The 17,572-nt window shown below is 70.2% G+C and carries 18 protein-coding genes; 8 read left to right on the top strand and 10 right to left on the bottom strand.

The genetic code is table 11. The features are described 5' to 3' along the window. Position 1 precedes the first annotated feature (1 nt). From MKK88_RS02045 to grxD, 3 genes are read left to right on the top strand one after another with little or no spacing between them, the layout of a single operon-like run. Positions 2-238: a BolA/IbaG family iron-sulfur metabolism protein gene (locus MKK88_RS02045; protein ID WP_243996923.1), complete on the top strand. Its 237-nt coding sequence runs from the start codon at positions 2-4 to the stop codon at positions 236-238. Between the two features lie 23 nt (positions 239-261). After that, positions 262-756, top strand: a complete 495-nt coding sequence (locus MKK88_RS02040; RefSeq protein ID WP_279602023.1) for a DUF29 domain-containing protein — start codon at positions 262-264, stop codon at positions 754-756. A gap of 39 nt (positions 757-795) precedes the next feature. After that, positions 796-1,134, top strand: coding sequence for a Grx4 family monothiol glutaredoxin (gene grxD / locus MKK88_RS02035; protein WP_243996921.1), 339 nt, complete (start codon positions 796-798; stop codon positions 1,132-1,134). Between the two features lie 70 nt (positions 1,135-1,204). On the opposite strand, the gene MKK88_RS02030 is transcribed toward grxD, so the two are convergent. Further along, positions 1,205-1,861, bottom strand: coding sequence for a class I SAM-dependent methyltransferase (locus MKK88_RS02030; RefSeq protein WP_243996920.1), 657 nt, complete (start codon positions 1,859-1,861; stop codon positions 1,205-1,207). Positions 1,862-1,960: 99 nt separating this feature from the next. On the opposite strand from MKK88_RS02030, the gene rlmN reads away from it, so the two are divergent. Continuing rightward, on the top strand, positions 1,961-3,235 hold the full coding sequence (gene rlmN / locus MKK88_RS02025; RefSeq protein ID WP_243996919.1) for a 23S rRNA (adenine(2503)-C(2))-methyltransferase RlmN: 1,275 nt from the start codon (positions 1,961-1,963) through the stop codon (positions 3,233-3,235). 25 nt (positions 3,236-3,260) lie between these two features. Here rlmN and denD read toward each other — a convergent pair whose 3' ends face one another. The 5 genes from denD to MKK88_RS02000 all read right to left on the bottom strand — a co-directional run bounded on the left by denD (position 3,261) and on the right by MKK88_RS02000 (position 9,080). Beyond that, entirely contained in the window at positions 3,261-4,238 is a 978-nt protein-coding gene (gene denD, locus MKK88_RS02020; protein WP_243996918.1) for a D-erythronate dehydrogenase, read from the bottom strand. Between the two features lie 169 nt (positions 4,239-4,407). Continuing rightward, positions 4,408-5,682 (bottom strand): 3-oxo-tetronate kinase, encoded by a 1,275-nt coding sequence (gene otnK, locus MKK88_RS02015; protein ID WP_243996917.1) that lies wholly within the window; start codon positions 5,680-5,682, stop codon positions 4,408-4,410. After that, positions 5,679-6,461, bottom strand: a complete 783-nt coding sequence (gene otnI, locus MKK88_RS02010) for a 2-oxo-tetronate isomerase (protein ID WP_243996916.1) — start codon at positions 6,459-6,461, stop codon at positions 5,679-5,681. The genes otnK and otnI overlap by 4 nt, the downstream gene beginning before the upstream one ends. A gap of 206 nt (positions 6,462-6,667) precedes the next feature. Further along, on the bottom strand, positions 6,668-7,582 hold the full coding sequence (gene ltnD, locus MKK88_RS02005) for an L-threonate dehydrogenase (RefSeq protein WP_243996915.1): 915 nt from the start codon (positions 7,580-7,582) through the stop codon (positions 6,668-6,670). A gap of 175 nt (positions 7,583-7,757) precedes the next feature. Further along, positions 7,758-9,080, bottom strand: a complete 1,323-nt coding sequence (locus MKK88_RS02000; RefSeq protein ID WP_243996914.1) for an MFS transporter — start codon at positions 9,078-9,080, stop codon at positions 7,758-7,760. Between the two features lie 352 nt (positions 9,081-9,432). Between MKK88_RS02000 and MKK88_RS01995 the strand changes: the two genes are divergently transcribed. Next, positions 9,433-10,440, top strand: coding sequence for a LacI family DNA-binding transcriptional regulator (locus tag MKK88_RS01995; protein ID WP_243996913.1), 1,008 nt, complete (start codon positions 9,433-9,435; stop codon positions 10,438-10,440). Beyond that, complete coding sequence (locus MKK88_RS01990) at positions 10,437-11,117, top strand: aldolase (RefSeq protein ID WP_243996912.1); 681 nt, start codon at positions 10,437-10,439, stop codon at positions 11,115-11,117. Before MKK88_RS01995 ends, MKK88_RS01990 begins: the two co-directional genes overlap by 4 nt. A gap of 179 nt (positions 11,118-11,296) precedes the next feature. Here MKK88_RS01990 and glyS read toward each other — a convergent pair whose 3' ends face one another. The 3 genes from glyS to MKK88_RS01975 all read right to left on the bottom strand — a co-directional run bounded on the left by glyS (position 11,297) and on the right by MKK88_RS01975 (position 14,871). Next, positions 11,297-13,396, bottom strand: a complete 2,100-nt coding sequence (glyS, locus tag MKK88_RS01985; protein ID WP_243996911.1) for a glycine--tRNA ligase subunit beta — start codon at positions 13,394-13,396, stop codon at positions 11,297-11,299. 51 nt (positions 13,397-13,447) lie between these two features. Then, complete coding sequence (locus tag MKK88_RS01980) at positions 13,448-13,891, bottom strand: DUF3828 domain-containing protein (protein ID WP_091715237.1); 444 nt, start codon at positions 13,889-13,891, stop codon at positions 13,448-13,450. Between the two features lie 68 nt (positions 13,892-13,959). Continuing rightward, positions 13,960-14,871, bottom strand: coding sequence for a glycine--tRNA ligase subunit alpha (locus MKK88_RS01975; RefSeq protein WP_243996910.1), 912 nt, complete (start codon positions 14,869-14,871; stop codon positions 13,960-13,962). Between the two features lie 163 nt (positions 14,872-15,034). Between MKK88_RS01975 and MKK88_RS01970 the strand changes: the two genes are divergently transcribed. Continuing rightward, complete coding sequence (locus MKK88_RS01970; protein ID WP_243996909.1) at positions 15,035-15,493, top strand: GNAT family N-acetyltransferase; 459 nt, start codon at positions 15,035-15,037, stop codon at positions 15,491-15,493. A gap of 146 nt (positions 15,494-15,639) precedes the next feature. Then, positions 15,640-15,924 carry a hypothetical protein gene (locus tag MKK88_RS01965; protein WP_243996908.1) on the top strand — a complete coding sequence of 95 codons (285 nt, stop codon included), beginning with the start codon at positions 15,640-15,642 and terminating at the stop codon, positions 15,922-15,924. A gap of 15 nt (positions 15,925-15,939) precedes the next feature. On the opposite strand, the gene MKK88_RS01960 is transcribed toward MKK88_RS01965, so the two are convergent. Then, positions 15,940-17,544: a Na+/H+ antiporter gene (locus tag MKK88_RS01960; protein ID WP_243996907.1), complete on the bottom strand. Its 1,605-nt coding sequence runs from the start codon at positions 17,542-17,544 to the stop codon at positions 15,940-15,942. Positions 17,545-17,572 lie beyond the last annotated feature (28 nt).

Genomic DNA, 17,572 nt, shown 5'->3' with positions numbered 1-17,572 from the left:
GATGCCGATGGATGCGGGCGAGATCGAGCGCATGATCCGCGAGGCCCTGCCGGACGCGCTGGTGGAGATCCGCGACCTCGCGGGCGACGGCGACCATTACGCTGCGACGGTCCTGTCGACGGCCTTCAAGGGCAAGACCCGGGTGGCGCAGCACCAGATGGTCTACGGCGCCCTCCAGGGCCGGATGGGCGGCGTGCTCCACGCCCTTGCGCTGACCACGGGTGTCCCGCAGGATTGAGCCTTCTGGCGGGAGCGCTCCCGATGGACCGACCGAGTCTCTACGACGACGACATCGTGACCTGGGCCGAGGAGCAGGCGGCGGCCCTGCGCGCGCTGGCTGAACGGCCTGAGCTGTCGAACGCGGTCGATTGGGAGAACGTTGCCGAGGAGATCGAGAGCGTGGGGCGTTCGCATCTGCGGGCCGTCGAGGGGCTGTTGATCCAGACGCTTGCCCACCTCCTCAAGCGCGCATCCGCCCCGCTCGCGCCGGCCAGCCTTCACTGGCGGGAGGAGATCGCGACCTTCCAGATCACCGCCTGGAACACCTACGAAGCATCGATGCGGCAAAGGCTGAACTGGAGCAGGATTTGGAAATCCGCCGTCACGGCGGCCGAGGCTGGTCTCGGTGCCTCTGGAAACGCGCTGCTGCCGGGGCTGCCGGAGGCCTGCCCGATCCGTCCTGAGGATCTGCTGACCGAGACTTTCGACATAGAGCGCGCATTTCGTACGATCGCTACATCGGTTGCGCGCCGCTGACTCAGACCTCACATACGACCGACGAACAAGGACAGAGCGATGACCGACGCTAACACGACCATCCAGAACGAGATCGCCTCCCAGGACGTGGTGGTGTTCATGAAGGGCACGCCGCAGATGCCGCAATGCGGCTTCTCGGGGCAGGTGGTGCAGATCCTCAACTACCTCGGCGTGCCGTTCAAGGGCGTGAACGTCCTGGCCGATCAGGGCATTCGCGAGGGCATCAAGGCCTTCTCGAACTGGCCGACCATCCCGCAGATCTACGTGAAGGGCGAGTTCGTCGGCGGCTGCGACATCACCCGCGAGATGTTCCAGTCGGGCGAGCTGCAGACCTTCCTGTCCGAGAAGGGCATCCCGGTGAAGACCGCCGCCGCCTGATTTTTTTGGGACTTGTGACGTTGGATGAGGGCGCCTGCGGGCGCCCTTTTTCGTGGGTGCGGCGCATGGATCAACGCGGTTCCCGCGCCACGAACAGCGCGACGCAGCCGACGACCGTGATCTCCACCGATCGAAAGCGCCGCTCCAGCGCTGCGCGCAGGTCCGGCAGGGTGTCGGCCGCGTTCGAGAACACCCCCTTGCGGTTGTAGACCCGCATCAGCGCCCGCGCCGCGGCCGTGGTCGGGACGCCCCCCGACAGGATCGTGGCGCCGAACACCACGCCGTCATCGGCCAGCCATGGGCGCAAAGTGTCGAAGGCCTTGGCCTTCGCGGCGATGTCCCCCGGCAGGCAGTGCAGCAGGTAGGTCATCCCGATCGAGTCGAACGGCGCGAGGCCGCTGACCGGGGCGCCGAGCACGTCGACCCGGTAGGTCTCGGGCCGGTAGCGCGCGATCCGACCGGCCGCGAAGGCGAGGCTGTCAGCGTTGAGGTCCATCAGGCCGATGCGCGGCGCCGGGGTGGGGAAGCGGCACCGGTCGAGATACCAACCGGTCCCGACCCCGACATCGCAATGCGCCACGCCGGCGTGCCGGTCGTAGAGGTCCAGGATCCGCGCCGTCGGGCAGCGCCAGATCAGCGGGTTCGACAGGCGCAGCACGACGAGGTCGTAGATCTGCAGCGTCCGCGGGTTGTAGATCGCCTGCCCGGCCTGCGTGTCGGTCGCCATGGCTCTCCGTGGGGTCAGCTGTCGCCGGCGCGCATTCGCATTCGCCGGCGGGATCGCCTATATCAGACCCTTTCCAATCGTATGGATCGTTTGAACGCCATGGCGACGCCGTCGCTCGACAGCGCCCGCGCGGCCGATGCCGCGATCGAAAAGGCGCCCGATTTTCTCCCCGAGGCGCTGCCCGGGCGCCGCCCATCGCTGGTCGGCCTGACCCGCGAGGCCCTCAAGGCGCAGCTCATCGGCATGGGCGTGCCCGAGCGCGAGAGCCGGATGCGCGCCGGCCAGCTCTGGCACTGGGTCAATTTCCGCGGGGCGTCCGACTTCGCCGAAATGACCAATGTCGGCAAGGCCCTGAAGGCGCAGCTCGCCGAGCACTTCACCCTGGAGCGGCCGGAAGTTGCGAACCGGCAGGTCTCCCGCGACGGCACCCGCAAATGGCTGCTGCGCATGGCCCCGACCAACCGGCAGGAGCACAACCGCGGCGCCGAGATCGAGTGCGTCTACATACCCGGGCCGGACCGCGGCACGCTCTGCGTGTCCTCCCAGGTCGGCTGCACGCTCACCTGCTCGTTCTGTCACACCGGCACGCAGCGCCTCGTGCGCAACCTCTCGTCGGCCGAGATCGTGCAGCAGCTCGTTACCGCCCGGGACGAGCTCGGCGACTGGCCCGGCCAGATGCCGAGCCGCGACGCCGGCGGCTCCGGCGAGGTCGGCCGGCTCGTGACCAACATCGTGTTCATGGGCATGGGCGAGCCCCTCTACAACCTCGACGCCGTGGTCGACGCGGTGGGGGTGATGTCGGACCAGGAGGGCCTCGCCCTGTCCCGGCGGCGGATCACGGTCTCGACCTCGGGGGTGGTGCCGCAGATCCCCCGGCTCGGCGAGCAGGCCAACGCCATGCTGGCGATCTCGCTGCACGCCGTGCGCGACGACCTGCGCGACGAGCTGGTGCCGCTGAACCGCAAGTACCCGATCGCCGAGCTGCTCGCCGCCTGCCGGGCCTATCCGGGCTTGAACAATGCCCGCAGGATCACCTTCGAGTACGTGATGCTGAAGGGCGTCAACGATTCGGACGCGGATGCGCGGGAGCTGGTGCGCCTGCTCAAGGGCATTCCGGCCAAGATCAACCTGATCCCGTTCAACCCCTGGCCGGGCAGCCGCTACGAGTGCTCCGACTGGGACCGGATCGAGCGCTTCTCCGAGATCGTGTTCAACGCCGGCTACGCCTCGCCGGTGCGCACGCCCCGCGGCCGGGACATCCTGGCAGCCTGCGGCCAGCTCAAGAGCGAGACCGAGAAGCTGCGCGCCCGCGCCCGGCTGATGCAGGAAGAGGGCATCGGCGTGGAGAGCTTCTACGCCGGCGCCGATGATTAACAGGGTGGCCAATCGGCCCTGAGGCTCAGCCGCCGTGGAACTCGGCCACATGCTGGGCCACGATCGCGTCGAAGGATGCATCCGCCCGGAAGCCCAGGGCCAACGCCGCTTCCGGCTCGAACGCCTCCGGCCAGGAGCCGACGATCCGCGCGATCGTGGCGTCGGGCGCGCGCCGGATCAGCGCCACGGCCTTGTCGCCCGCCGCCCGGCGCAGGGCCTCGATCTCCTCCGCCACCGTCGCGGAGACGCCCGGCATGGTCAGGCTGATCCGCGGGCCGATCGCCGCGAGGTCGAGCCCTGCCGCGTGGATGAGGAAGCCCACCGCCGCGGCGGGGCTGGCGAACCAGTGCCGCACCGTATCGGGCACCGGCAGGATCGCCTCCTGGCCGGCGAGCGGCTCACGGATGATCCCCGAGAAGAAGCCCGAGGCCGCCTTGTTGGGCTTGCCCGGCCGCACGCAGATGGTCGGCAGCCGCAGGCCGATCCCGTCGAGGAAACCGCGCCGCGCGTAGTCGGCGAGCATCAGCTCACCCATCGCCTTCTGCACGCCGTACGAGGACGCAGGACGCAGGATGAAGTCGTCCGGAATGACCTTGGGGAAGGGCGGCCCGAACACCGCGAGCGACGAGGTGAAGACCAGCTTCGGCCGATAGCCGTCCGCCGCGTTGGCCGCGCGGATCGCGTCGAGGAGCAGGCGGGTGCCGTCGAGATTGACCCGGTAGCCGAGTTCGGGATTGGCCTCGGCCTCGCCCGAGACCACGGCGGCGAGGTGGAAGATCACCCCCGGCCGCTCGGCGATAGCGGCCTCGGCGGCGCCGGGCGCCGTGAGGTCGGCGGCCTCGGCCCGGACCGCGCCGGAGAATCCCTCCGGCGCCGCGGGCGGTACCACGTCGAGCAGGGTGAGGGCGGTGAGCGGCTGCCCGCCGACCCGGCCGTCCTTCACCAGGGCGTCCACGAGGCGGCGGCCGATCATGCCGGCGGCGCCGAGAATCAGGGCGTGCATGAAATCCTCCCGAAAAACGTCATGGGATCCCAAAGGACGCGTCCTTTGGCGGGTGCAGGGCAGAGCCCTGCTGTACGGATCCTGGCCCCCGCACGGGTGTCCAGGATCCGCACGCCGAGGTTTCACCCCAGCACCCCACCAAAGGGACGGGGTCCCTTTGGAATCCCCTTCACCGCATCATGTCGAGGGCGCGGCCGAAGAAGTCGGCGCCGCCGAAATTACCGGATTTCAGGGCGAGCAGCATCGGCTCGGGCCGGCCCGCCGTGCGCAGGACCGGAACACCCGCGGCGATCTCCGGGCCGAGCAGGAAGGCGGTGAGCCCCAACCGGTCGACCACCGCCCCCGAGGTCTCGCCGCCCGCCACCACGAGCCGGCGTACCCCGCGGGCGACGAGGCCCTCCGCGATCGCGGCCAAAGCCGCCTCGATGGCGTGACCGGCCGCATCGACCCCGTGCTGCGCCTGGAGCGCCCGCACCGCCTCGGGCGCCGCCGAGGTGGCGATCAGCACCGGGCCGGCGGCGAGGCGTTCCTCGGCGAAGGCCAGGGCCTCGGCGACCACGTCGGCGCCGGCCAGCAGCCGCGCCGGGTCAAGGCGCAGCACCGGCATGATTTTTTCCGCAGCGTCGACCTGCTGGAGCGTCGCCTGCGAGCAGCTTCCGGCCAGGCACGCGGAGGCTCCCCCCACCGGCTCGCCGACGGCAGCGCCGGCGGCGTCTCGCGTGCCGCGCCCATCGTCCGCCAGCGCGCGGGCAAGGCCGAGCCCGAGGCCGGAGGCGCCCACCGAGAATTTTCGGCCGACGATCGCCCGGCCGAGCACTTCGAGGTCGCTGTCGAAGATCGCATCCGCGATGGCGGCGCCCTTGCCCTCCTGGGCGAGCGCATCGAGACGGGCCGCCACGGCCTCGGCGCCCTTGGCGACCGTGGCGGTGTCGATCAGGCCGACCGGGCTCGCGCTCTGCCGGGCGAGCACGCGCACGAGGTTGGCGTCCCGCATCGGGTTGAGCGGGTGGTCCTTGAGCGGGCTCTCGTTCAGCGGCACGGCGCCCACGAACAGGTTGCCCTGATAGACGCTGCGCCCCGTCTCGGGGAAAGCCGGCGTGACGAGGGCGATCGCTTCGCCGGCCTCCGCCCGCAGGGCATCCATCACGGGGCCGATATTGCCGGCGTCGGTCGAGTCGAAGGTCGAGCAGACCTTGAACATCACGTGGGCGGCGCCCCGCGCCCGCAGCCAGGCCTCCGCCTCGCGGGAACGTGCCACGGCCTGATCGGCCGGGATCGAGCGGCTCTTGAGGGCGACCACCACCGCGTCGGCCTCCGGCAGGGCGCGGTCATCGGCCGGCACGCCGATGGTCTGGATGGTGCGCAGGCCTGCCTTTGTCAGCGTGTTGGCGAGGTCCGAGGCCCCCGTGTAGTCGTCGGCGACGCATCCCAGGGCGAGGCTCATCGGGCGTTCCCTCTATAGGCAGCGAGCCAGCCGAGGCCCGCGACGGTGTCGGCGGCCGGGATGTACTCGCAGCCGACGAAGCCGCGGTAGCCGAGCCGGTCCAGCTCGTCGAACAGGAAAACGTCGTTCATCTCGCCGGTGCCGGGCTCGTGCCGCTCGGGCACGCTCGCGGTCTGAACGTGACCGATGATCGGCATCAGCGCGCGCAGCCGCATGGTCACGTCGCCGTGCAGAATCTGGCAATGGTAGAGGTCGAACTGGAGCTTCAGGTTCGGCAGGGCCAGGTCGCGGATCAGATCCGCCGCCCGGCCGAAATCGTTGAGGAAGTAGCCCGGCATGTTCCGGCCGTTGATCGGCTCCAGGACGAGGTCGAGGCCGACGGGGGCCAGCCGCTCCGCCGTCCAGGTCACCGCCCGGCGGTAGGCTTCGGCGGCGCGCGGGTCGTCCCAGGGGGCGAGGCCCGCCATCAGATGGAGCCGGCCGACGCCGGTCGCCTCGGCGTAGAGCAGCGCCGTGTCGACCCCCGCCTTCAGCTCATCGAACCGCTCGGGAAACGCCGCCAAGCCGCGCTCACCCGTCGCGAAATCGCCCGGCGGCAGGTTGAACAGCGCCTGGGTCAGGCCGTTCGCCCGCAGACGCTCACCGATCGCTTCGGCCGGGTGCTCGTAGGGGAACAGGAACTCGACGGCGTCGAACCCGGCCCGGGCCGCGGCCTCGAACCGGTCGAGGAACGGCACCTCGTTGAACATGAGGCTGAGATTGGCGGCAAAGCGCGGCATTCTTTTGGGACTCCCGGTCCGAACCTTGAAACGCGGCGATCCGCACAGCGGACCATCATCCAATCAACCCACCTCATCCTGAGGTGCCGCAGCCGGGCCCAGGCCTCGAAGGAGCCCGCCATTCAGCCGCGCGATCCCTGGAACCTCCTTCGAGGCCCGCTGACGCGGGCGCCTCAGGATGAGGCGGAGGGTGGGATCGACGGTGATCACCTCGTCCCCGGCAGCGTCGCCCCCGAAACCTGCGCGTAGAGCCGTGCCACGGAGGCGTCGTCGTCCCGGCCCATGCCGGCGCCCGACGCCATCAGGAACATCTGCAACGCCGCCGCCGCCACCGGGACCGGGTACTTCTCGGCCCGGGCCATGTCCTGCACGATGCCGAGATCCTTGACGAAGATGTCGACCGCGCTCTTCGGGCTGTAATCGGCGTCGAGGATGTGCGGCACCCGGTTCTCGAACATCCACGAATTGCCGGCCGACTTGGTGATCACCTCGTAGACGCGCCGCAAGTCGAGACCCTGCTTGGCCGCGAAGGCCATCGCCTCGCAAGCCGCCGCAATGTGGACGCCGGCCAGCAGCTGGTTGATCATCTTGAAGGCCGCGCCCTGGCCGGCCGCGTCGCCGAGCTCGTAGAGCGTGCCCGCCATGGCATCGAGGGCGGGGCGCGCCTTGGCGAAGGCTGCCGACGAGCCCGAGGCCAGGAAGGTCAGCCCGCCATCGGCCGCGCGGGCGGCGCCGCCACTCATCGGGGCGTCGAGATAGTGGCGGCCCGTGGCCTCCGACCGGGCGGCGAGGGCGCGGGCGATGGCCGGGTCCATGGTGGCGGAGGAGACGAACACCGCGCCCTCCGGCATCGCGGCGGCGGCGCCGGTCTCGCCGAACAGCACCGCCTCGGTCTGGGCAGCGTTGACGACGACGCTCACCACCACGTCGGCATCCCGCGCCGCCTCGGCGGGGTTCGCGGCAGCACGTCCGCCGGCCGCTTCAAAGCGGGCCACCGCCTCCGGGTTCACGTCGCAGGCCGTCACGGAAAACCCCGCCCGCAGGAGCGAGCCGGCCATGCCGGAGCCCATGGAGCCCAGGCCGATCACCGCGGCGCGGCGGGTGGGGGTGTCGGTGGTCATGGGAGGCCCCTTGGATTCCATAGGCGGACTGTCTGCGCCCCGTCATCACGCTCGACGCGCTCTCCTCCCGCGTGCGGTGAGGAGTTGGAGGTGGGGGTGGTGCAGGATGGATCGATGCGATGCCTTCTGCACGACCCCCACCCCTTTCCCCTCCCCGCAGGGGAGGGGAAAGGCCTCAGCGGTTGACCATCCGGGCCGGCGTCACGAACACGCAGACCGCGCCAACCACCAGCATCACGGCGAGCGCATAGAGGCCCGCGGCGGTGCTGCCGGTGGCATCGCGCAAAGCCCCAATCACGTAGGGGCTGGCGAAACCCGCCAGATTCCCCACCGAGTTGATCAGCGCGATCCCGGCCGCCGCCCCCGCGCCGCTGAGGAACGCCGTCGGCAGGGACCAGAACAGGGGCGAGCAGGTCAGCACGCCGGCGGCCGCGACCGAGAGCGCCGCGATGGCCACTGTGGTCGAACCGGCATTGGCCGAGACCACGAAGCCGACGGCGCCGATCAAAGCCGGGATGATCAGGTGCCAGCGGCGCTCGCGCATCCGGTCGGCGGAGAGGCCGAGCAGGACCATCACCACCGCCGCGCAGAGGAACGGGATCGCGCTGATCAGGCCGATGTTGAAGTTGCCCTGCACGCCCGACGCCTTGACGATCGTCGGCATCCAGAAGGTCAGACCGTACTGGCCGGTGACGAAGGCGAAGTAGATCAGGCTCATGAACCACACGCGGCCGTTGCGGAACACGGTGGCGATCGAGTGCGGGCTCGATTCCTTGCCCTGGTTGTCGGCGGCGATGTCGCGCTCGAGGAGCTGCTTCTCGGACTCGCTCAGCCACTTGGCCTCGGCGGGGCGGTTGTCGAGGTAGAGGAACACCGCGATGCCGACCAGCACCGCCGGCACCGCCTCGATCAGGAACATCCACTGCCAGCCGGACAGGCCGTGGGTGCCGTTGAACGCGTCCATGATCCAGCCCGACAGCGGGTTGCCGAAGATGCCGGAGATCGGGATCGCCGCCATGAACACCGCGATCACCTTGGCCCGGCGATGGGCTGGGAACCACGAGGTCGTGTAGAGGATCACGCCCGGGTAGAAGCCGGCCTCGGCGAGGCCGAGGAGGAAGCGCATCCCGTAGAAACTCCACTCGGAGTTCACGAACAGGAAGGCGCCGGAGATGATCCCCCAGGTGATCATGATGCGGGCGATCCAGACCCGGGCGCCGACCCGGTGCAGGATCACGTTCGAGGGCACCTCGAACAGGAAGTAGCCGAGGAAGAAGATCCCGGCGCCGAGGCCGTAGACCGTCTCGGAGAACTTCAGTTCCTGCGCCATCTGGAGCTTGGCGAAGCCGACATTCACCCGGTCGAGATACGCCACGACGTAGCAGAGCATCAGGAACGGCACGAGGCGCCAGAACACCTTCGCGTAGGTGCGATCGGCAAAGCTTTGCTCGTCCGCAGGTGCGGTGGCGCCCCCCAGCGGGGCGGCTTGGACCGGCATAGGCGTTCTCCCGCGCCCGTACCCTTCCAGTACGGACGAATAGTGGTCATCGCCGCTCGATCGCGACGTTGCGCGGAGCGATATCGCAGTTTGGCAGCGCTGCCAATCCGGTTGTGCGAGATAATGCAGGCCGCTATGTCAGGTCGTTGTGCGCTGGAGGATAGGCCTCCTACCCGCCCCCTCATTCTGAGGTGCCGAAGCGTAGCGGAGGCCTCGAAGGCGGCTTCCAGCCAGCCACGCGATCCCTGAAGGGCTCCTTCGAGGCCCGCTGGCGCGGGCACCTCAGGATGAGGGCGTGGGTGGGAATTGCCACTTGCGTCGCGAAAAAATCCGCGCTGGGAGAAGCGGGGCCATGGACGACATCCAGACGCCGGGGCGGCTCGTCACCCTCACCGACGTCGCCCGTGAGGCCGGGGTCGGCGAGAGCACGGTCTCGCGGGTGCTGCGCAACCACGGCTCCTATTCCAAGCGGGCCGGCGAGCGCGTGGCGGAGGCGGTCGCCCGCCTCGGCTACGTGCCGAACCGGCTCGCCGGCAGCCTTGCGGGGCAGGGGGCGAGCGCGCGGCTCGTCGGGGTCGTGATCCCGTCGCTCGCCAACGTGGTCTTCCCCGACCTCTTGCGCGGGCTGACATCGGCACTCGACGCTGCGAGCATCCCCTGCGTGATCGGGGTCAGCGATTACGATCCGGACCGGGAGGAGGCGCTGGTTGCCGCCCTCCTGTCCTGGCGCCCGGCGGCGCTGCTGCTGACCGGGCTGGAGCACACGCCCGGCACCGTCGCCCTGGCCAAGGCCGGGGGCGTGCGGGTGGTCGAGATGATCGATACGGACGGGGAGGGGATCGACGCCGTGGTCGGCTTCTCCAACCGAGCCGTGGGGGCAGCGAGCGCCCGGCACCTCGTCGCGCGCGGCTACCGGCGGATCGCCTATCTCGGGCACGATCTCGCGGTCGACCTGCGGGCGGGCAAGCGGCTCGCCGGGTTCGAGCAAACCCTGGGCGAAGCGGGGCTGACGCTCCAGGCCAAGGAAATCCGGTTGGGGCCGTCCTCGCCGGCTGCGGGTCGGGCGGGGCTTGAGGCGCTGCTGGCGCGCCGGCCGGACCTCGACGCAGTCTACTTCTCCAACGACGACATGGCGCTCGGCGGCTACTTCGCCTGTCTCGCGGCGGGGCTGGCGGTGCCGGGGCGGCTCGCGCTGTTCGGCTTCAACGGGCTCGACTTCGCCGCCGCGATGCCCCAGCCCCTGTCGACGGTGCGCACGCCGCGCCTGGAAATCGGCCGGCAGGCCGCCGCCTGCCTGACCGGTGACGGCCCGAAAACAATCGATCTCGGATTCGAGCTGATCGAGGGAGCGACTGCATGAGCGACGAGAGCCGGCTGCGCGAGGAGATCTGCCGCTACGGCCGCTCGCTGTTCGAGCGCGGCCTGACGCCGGGCTCCTCCGGCAACATCTCCCTGCGCCTGCCCGACGGCGGCTGGCTGGTGACGCCGACCAACGCGTCGCTGGGCTTCCTCGACCCGGCGCGGATCGCGCGGATGGACGATGCGGGGCGACTGGTCTCGGGCGACAAGCCCACCAAGGAAATCCCGCTGCACAGCGCGCTCTACGAGAGCCGGAGCGAGGCGAAGGCCATCGTCCACCTGCACTCGACGCACGCGGTGGCGGTCTCGATGCTGCCGGAGATCGACCCGCGGCAGGTGCTGCCGCCGCTGACGCCCTATTACCTGATGCGCACCGGCGGGACGGCGCTCGTGCCCTATTACCGCCCCGGCGACCCGGCCGTGGCAGACGCGATCCGCGGCTTGGCGGGCAAGTACAGCTCGGTGCTGCTGGCCAATCACGGCCCGGTGGTAGCCGGCGACAGCCTGGAGGGCGCGGTCTTCGCCACCGAGGAGCTGGAGGAGACCGCCAAGCTTTACTTGTTACTTCGCAACCTCAACCCGCGACAGCTCAGCCCGGGGCAGGTCGCCGATCTGGTGAGCCATTTCGGGCTGACCCTGCCGGAGCCGGAGGATCACGCCGGGCACAATCACGGGTGAGGGCGGTAGGTCCGCGCTCCCATCAAACCACCTCATCCTGAGGCGCGAGCGCAGCGAGCCTCGAAGGAGCCCTCCAGAAGCCGCCGCGATCCCCGGAGCCCTCCTTCGAGGCCTCCGCGACGCTCGGGCACCTCAGGATGAGGTTGAGGATTGGAGGATGGGCTGCGGTGGTCTGCTTATCATCCCTCGATCTTCGAGAAATCCGCCACCTCCCGCGTCGCGGCGCGGAGCGCGTTGAGCAGAGCCAAGCGGTTCTCGCGGAGCTTCGGATCGGGGGCGTTGACGGTGACGTCTTGGAAGAACGCATCCACCGGCGCGCGGAGCGTCGAGAGCGCCTGCATGGCGCCGGAAAAGTCCTCGCGGGCGACGGCGGCCGAGGCGGTCTCCCGCGCCTTCGCCAGGGCCTCGGCCAGCGCCCGCTCGGCCGGCTCGCCTGCGGCCGCGAGGGTGGCGTCGGGGGCAGCGTCGTAGGCGCGGCCGTCCTTCTTCTCCTCGATGCGCAGGATGTTGGCCGCGCGCTTGTAGCCCGCCAGCAGGTTCTTCCCGTCCTCGGTATCGAGGAATTGCCCGAGGGCTTCGACCCGGCGGACCACCATCAGCAGGTCGTCCTGGCCGGGCAGGGCGAAGACGGCGTCGATCAGGTCGTGGCGGGCGCCCTGATCGCGGAGGTAGACTTTGAGGCGGTCGGCGAAGAAGCCGAGGAGGTCCTGCGCGTCGGCGCCGGCACGCCCCGCGAGGCCGCGATCCGCCGCGCCGACCTGCTCCAGCAGGCGCAGACGCCGGCCACGGTCGAGGATCAGCCGGATCACGCCCAGAGCCGCCCGCCGCAAGGCGAACGGATCCTTGCTCCCGGTAGGCTTCTCGTTGATCGCCCAGAACCCAACCAGCGTGTCGAGCTTGTCGGCCAGCGCCACCGCGATCGAGACCGGATCGCTCGGCACCCGGTCGGAGGGTCCCACCGGCTTGTAGTGCTCCTCGATGGCCGCGCAGACGCTCTCGTGATGGCCCTGGAGCGTCGCGTATTTCCGACCCATCAACCCCTGAAGCTCGGGGAACTCGCCGACCATCTCGGTGACGAGGTCGGCCTTGGCGAGGCGCGCCGCGCGCTCCGCCAACTCTGGATCGGCCCCCACCAGCGGCGCGAGGTCCTTCGCCAGCGCGGCGATGCGGGCGATCCGCGCGCCCTGCGTGCCGAGCTTCTCGTGGAAGACGATCGTGTCGAGCTTCGGCAGCCGGTCTTCCAGGCGGGTCGCCTTGTCGGTCTCCCAGAAGAATTTCGCGTCCGAGAGGCGCGCCCGCACCACCCGCTCGTTGCCGGCGGTGATCGCCTGCCCGCCATCCGAGGCCACGAGGTTCGAGACCAGGATGAAGGCCGGCGCCAGATCCTCGGAACCGCTTTTCCGCAGCACGAAACACTTCTGGTTCGCCCGGATGGTCGCGCGGATCGCCTCGGCGGGGATGTCGAGGAAGCTCTCGTCGAACGAGCCCATCAGCACCACCGGCCATTCCACGAGGCCCGACACCTCCTCCAGCAGGCCCTCGTCCTCCACGAGGTCGAGGCCGCGGGCGAAGGCGAGGTCGCGGGCGTCGTGCAGGATCACGTCCTTGCGCCGTTCCGGGTCGAGGACGACCTTCGCCCGCTCAAGCGCCTGGATGTAGTCGTCGAACCGGCGCACCTCGATCGCCTCGGGGGCGAGGAAGCGGTGGCCGTAGGTCGTCGTCCCGGCCGCGATCCCGGCGACCGAGAACGGCACCACCTCCGGCGTCTCGGTCTCCGGCCCGAAGGTCGCGACGATCGATTGCAGCGGGCGCACCCAGCGCAGAGAGCCCGGCTCGGCCGAGGCCGCGCCCCAGCGCATGGATTTCGGCCACGGGAAGCTCTTGATGATCTCCGGCAGGAGTTCGGCCAGCACGTCCAGCGTCTCGCGGCCGGGGCGCTCGATCACCGCGCGGTAGAATTCGCCCTTCTTGGGATCGGTGACGGTCGTGGCCTGATCCAGGCTCGTCAGCCCCGCGCCCTTCAGAAACCCCTGGACGGCCGCCTCGGGGGCACCGACCCGCGGGCCGCGGCGCTCTTCGCGCACGGCCTCGCCCCGGGCGGGCAGGCCGGCGATGTGCAGCGCCAGCCGGCGCGGGGTCGAGAACGCCTTGGCGCCCTCATAGAGGAAGCCGCGCGCCACCAGGGCATCAGTGACGAGCTTCTTGAGATCCTCCGCCGCGCGCCGCTGCATGCGGGCGGGGATCTCTTCCGAGCGGAGTTCGAGCAGGAGGTCGGGCATGGCGCGGCCATATCGCCGCGCCGCACACCTGTCGAGGGCCGGGGATCCGCCTCAGTGCGCCTCGCCCTTGAGGATGGTCGAGAGCTGCCACTTCCGGTCGCCGATCGCGTGGGCGTCCGACACCTTCCAGCCGCCATCCTCGCGCACGAGATCGTAGACGATCGCCTTCGAGCCGTCGCCGCCCTTGCGCTCCACCGTGACCTTCGCCTGATCCTTGCCCTCGGTGGCCTCCTTGAAGGTCAGGCTCTTCACGGTATCGGGCTTCAGGGGCTCGCCGTTGAGGCGGTAATCGAAATCGAGGTTGCCGGTGGCGCCGTTGGCCTGCTTGGCGTCGGCGTCGAACAGGCCCTGGAGGCGCTTCGAATACACGGCGGAGTGATTCGGGTGCGGCTCGGCGTAGAGCTTCTTCACGACCGCCTCCGGGCCGGGATCGGCCGCCAGCGCGGGGGCGAGGCCGAAGCCGAGGAGGCTGAGGGCGAGGAGCGTCTTCTTCATCAGGTGTTTCCCGCGTCTGCGGACGCGCCGGAGCGCGCCGGTTGGCGGGGGTTGCAACGCGCGAGGGCTCAAGGGGCTCCGCCGGCGGCCGTCCTCAACCACGCTGCGCCGCAGGCCTTGGCGAGTTCCCGCACCCGCAGGATGTAGCTCTGGCGCTCGGTCACCGAGATTACGCCGCGCGCGTCGAGCAGGTTGAAGACGTGGCTCGCCTTGATGCACTGGTCGTAGGCCGGCTGCGCCATCCGGTGGCGCTCGCCCTCCGAAGTCGGCGCGCCCGCGTCGAGATAGGAGCGGCAGGCGGCCTCCGCGTCGGTGAACTGGCGGAACAGCATGGCGGTGTCGGCCGCCTCGAAGTTGTGGCGGGAATATTCCTGCTCGGCCTGGAGAAAGACGTCGCCGTAGGTGATCCGGTCCGGCCCCTCGGCACCGTTGAAGTCGAGATCGTAGACGTTCTCGACGCCCTGGACGTACATGGCGAGCCGTTCCAGCCCGTAGGTCAGCTCGCCCGCCACCGGCGCGCATTCGAAGCCCGCGACCTGCTGGAAATAGGTGAACTGGCTGACCTCCATCCCATCGCACCAGCATTCCCAGCCGAGGCCCCAGGCGCCGAGCGTCGGGCTCTCCCAATCGTCCTCGACGAAGCGGATGTCGTGGAGCTTCAGGTCGACGCCGATCGCGGCGAGCGAGGCGAGGTAGAGTTCCTGCAGGTTTGGCGGGTTCGGCTTCAGGATTACCTGGAACTGGTAATAGTGCTGGAGCCGGTTGGGGTTCTCGCCGTAGCGGCCGTCCTTGGGCCGGCGCGAGGGCTGCACATAGGCCGCCTTCCAGGGCTTCGGGCCGAGCGCCCGCAGGGTCGTGGCCGGATGGAACGTGCCGGCGCCAACCTCCATGTCGTAGGGCTGGAGGATCACGCAGCCCTGCGCCGCCCAGAATTCCTGAAGCGTCAGGATCAGACCCTGGAAGGATTTTTTCTGGGACATCGGTCTCGGCGGCTCGGGCTCGTGCGGCGGTTCGGACCGCCGGCGGGCCGGTTTAGGTGCGGGCGGGCAGGGGTGCAAGGCGGGTAGGGATATCGGCCAATCCGGCTTGCGCGGGTGAGCCGGATGGTGATCCGATCCCGCGGACCCGCATCCGGAGCACACCATGGACGCTGACACGGAAGCCCTCGCGATCCGCCCGATCGGCCCCGGCGACCGGGCGGCATGGCTGCCGCTCTGGCGCGGCTATCAGGCCTTCTACAAGGTCGACCTGTCGGAGGCGGTCACCGACACCACCTGGGCGCGCCTCAACGATCCGGACGAGCCGGTCGACGGGGCCCTGGCCTGGCGCGGCACTGAGGCAGTCGGCCTCGTCCACCACATTCGCCACCGCTCGGCCTGGACGATCGGCGACTACTGCTACCTGCAGGACCTGTTCGTGGCGGACGGGACCCGCGGCCTCGGGATCGGCCGGCGGCTGATCGAGCACGTCTACGCGGCCGCGCGGGCTGCCGGGTGCTCGCGCGTCCACTGGCTGACGCACGAGACCAACACGGACGCGATGCAGCTCTACGACCGGATCGCGGAGAAATCCGGCTTCGTGCAATACCGCAAGCTGTTCTGACATCTGCACCGGCGTGCGCGGCGACACCCAAGCGTGGCGGTTTTCGGGCAATAACCCGGAACCGCCGAGCTGACGGCCAAGTTATCAGCGCAACAGGGGATCTCGGCACCTCGACGCTGCCGAATCAATACGTCGGACGACCAGCCATGCGCACCATTCGCACCGTTAACACTTTCGGCCGCAAGAACATCGCCGTCCTCGCCGCGCTCGCCGTCTCGTCTCTGGTTGCCACGCCGTTCGTGATGAGCGCCAGCCGCGCACTGGCGACGGCCGAGGATCAGCCGGTGGCCGCGACCCTGCGGGTCGCGCCGGTGGAGATCGCCCCCGTCGAGACGGCCTCACTTCCAGCGCCCAAGGCGCGCTGCGCCCGCAAGGTGCGGGTGGTCTACAGCGGCTACGGCCAGCCGGCGGATGGCTGCGCGGCGCACTGACGGCCGCGCGCCGGCTCAGCCGTGGGCCGGCGCAGTCCCGGCCAGACGCTTGAGGTGGAGTTCCTCCAGATCGATCTCCACCTCCAACTGACGCAGCACCGAATTGTGGATCCGATTCTTCCGGTGCAGGCCGATCAACGCCGACCGGCCTGAGCGCACCGCAAGCAGGGCCGCAGCGAAATGCTCGGTCTTCTCCATCTCCAGGGCCTTCCGCTCGTCGCGGTCCCGGGAGGTCGCCCGGACCCGGCGGCGGTACTCCTCCACGAGGCGCGGGTGCTGCAGCGCCCCGGTCTCGGGAAACACCAGCCCCTCCAGGGCGGCGAGGCCGGCCTCGTTGACCACCACCCGGGCCATGGGCGCATCGAGATGTCCGTCCGGCAGATGCGCCGTGGGATCGAGGCGCAGCCGGCGGATCAGCGATCCCAGCGTGGTCCCCTGAACCAGCACGGTGAACAGGATCACCACGAAGGCGGCCAACAGGATCGCGTCGCGGCCCGGGAAATCCACCGGCAGCGCCAGGGCGGCCGCCAGCGTCACCACCCCGCGCATGCCCGCCCAGCCGATGATCAGCGGCACCGCGGGATCGGGTGGGGGTTCCTCGGCGCGCACCCGGGCCGACAGGCTCCGCCGCAGGTAGACGGCAGGGAACACCCAGAGCAGGCGGGCGAGCACGCAGGCCGCCGTGACGGCGAGCGCCAGGGGCAGCCCCGCCGCGAGCGAGCCGAACTCACCGCCGGTCCGGGCCAGCACGCCGCGCAGCGCCAGCCCGATCAGCACGAAGACCAGCGCCTCCAGCACGAAGACCACGAATTCCCACACCGCAACGGCGTGCCGCCGCGCCTGAGCGTCGAAGGTCTCGTGCTCCCGCCCGCCCAGCATCAGGCCGCAGGCCACCACGGCGAGCACCCCGGAGGCGTGGACCTCCTCGGCCGCGAGATAGGCGGCATAGGCGGCGAGAAAGCTCAGCACCGTGATGGCGTTGGCGTCGTGCAGCCGCCGCACCAGGGCGTTCACCACCAGCCCGCAGGCAAGCCCCACCGCGACGCCCGCCACCGCGAGCCACGCGAAGCTGCCGGCCGCCGACCACGCGCTGAAGCTGCCGGTGAGCGCCGCCGCCACGGCGAACCGGTAGAGCACGAGGCCGGACGCGTCGTTCACGAGGCTCTCGCCCTCCAGCACCGTGATCATCCGGCGGGGCAGGGAAACGCGTGCGAGCACCGCCTTGGCGGCGACCGCATCCGGCGGCGACACGATGGCGCCGAGCGCGAAGCAGGCCGCCCAGGGCAGGCCGGGCACCACCGCATGGGCGACCAGGCCGACCACCAGGGTCGTGAACACCACGGCCCCGAGCGACAGGGACAGGATCGGGCCGAGGCTCGCCCGGAAATCGCGCCAGACGGTGGAGTAGGCGGATTCCAGCAGGAGCGGCGGCAGGAACAGGACCATGATCAGGTCCGGATCGAGATCGAAGGCCGGCAGGCCCGGCGCCACGGCGAGCGCCATGCCCCCGAGCACGAGGGCGGCGGCCGGCGGGAAACCGAGCCGCCCGGCCACCAGCGACAGCAGCAGGGCCGCACCGAGGAGGCCGAGGATCAGCTCGAACAGGGCGACGGAGGTCATCGGGCGGCCATACCGCACTTGCCGCCGC

The organism is Methylobacterium sp. E-005, assembly GCF_022829725.1.
GTDB lineage: Bacteria > Pseudomonadota > Alphaproteobacteria > Rhizobiales > Beijerinckiaceae > Methylobacterium.
The sequence above is the reverse complement of the archived record's forward strand: the minus strand, read 5'-3'. Positions and strand labels throughout refer to the sequence as shown.

Bases quoted from the DNA above. Each gene is read 5' to 3' on its own strand.
- grxD (WP_243996921.1), top strand. From the start codon at position 796: ATGACCGACGCTAACACGACCATCCAGAACGAGATCGCCTCCCAGGAC.
- MKK88_RS01975 (WP_243996910.1), bottom strand. From the start codon at position 14,871: ATGTCCCAGAAAAAATCCTTCCAGGGTCTGATCCTGACGCTTCAGGAA.
- MKK88_RS02040 (WP_279602023.1), top strand. From the start codon at position 262: ATGGACCGACCGAGTCTCTACGACGACGACATCGTGACCTGGGCCGAG.
- otnK (WP_243996917.1), bottom strand. From the start codon at position 5,682: ATGAGCCTCGCCCTGGGATGCGTCGCCGACGACTACACGGGGGCCTCG.
- ltnD (WP_243996915.1), bottom strand. From the start codon at position 7,582: ATGACCACCGACACCCCCACCCGCCGCGCCGCGGTGATCGGCCTGGGC.
- MKK88_RS01965 (WP_243996908.1), top strand. From the start codon at position 15,640: ATGCGCACCATTCGCACCGTTAACACTTTCGGCCGCAAGAACATCGCC.
- MKK88_RS01990 (WP_243996912.1), top strand. From the start codon at position 10,437: ATGAGCGACGAGAGCCGGCTGCGCGAGGAGATCTGCCGCTACGGCCGC.
- otnI (WP_243996916.1), bottom strand. From the start codon at position 6,461: ATGCCGCGCTTTGCCGCCAATCTCAGCCTCATGTTCAACGAGGTGCCG.
- MKK88_RS02045 (WP_243996923.1), top strand. From the start codon at position 2: ATGCCGATGGATGCGGGCGAGATCGAGCGCATGATCCGCGAGGCCCTG.
- MKK88_RS02030 (WP_243996920.1), bottom strand. From the start codon at position 1,861: ATGGCGACCGACACGCAGGCCGGGCAGGCGATCTACAACCCGCGGACG.
- rlmN (WP_243996919.1), top strand. From the start codon at position 1,961: ATGGCGACGCCGTCGCTCGACAGCGCCCGCGCGGCCGATGCCGCGATC.
- MKK88_RS01995 (WP_243996913.1), top strand. From the start codon at position 9,433: ATGGACGACATCCAGACGCCGGGGCGGCTCGTCACCCTCACCGACGTC.
- MKK88_RS02000 (WP_243996914.1), bottom strand. From the start codon at position 9,080: ATGCCGGTCCAAGCCGCCCCGCTGGGGGGCGCCACCGCACCTGCGGAC.
- MKK88_RS01980 (WP_091715237.1), bottom strand. From the start codon at position 13,891: ATGAAGAAGACGCTCCTCGCCCTCAGCCTCCTCGGCTTCGGCCTCGCC.
- MKK88_RS01970 (WP_243996909.1), top strand. From the start codon at position 15,035: ATGGACGCTGACACGGAAGCCCTCGCGATCCGCCCGATCGGCCCCGGC.
- glyS (WP_243996911.1), bottom strand. From the start codon at position 13,396: ATGCCCGACCTCCTGCTCGAACTCCGCTCGGAAGAGATCCCCGCCCGC.
- denD (WP_243996918.1), bottom strand. From the start codon at position 4,238: ATGCACGCCCTGATTCTCGGCGCCGCCGGCATGATCGGCCGCCGCCTC.
- MKK88_RS01960 (WP_243996907.1), bottom strand. From the start codon at position 17,544: ATGACCTCCGTCGCCCTGTTCGAGCTGATCCTCGGCCTCCTCGGTGCG.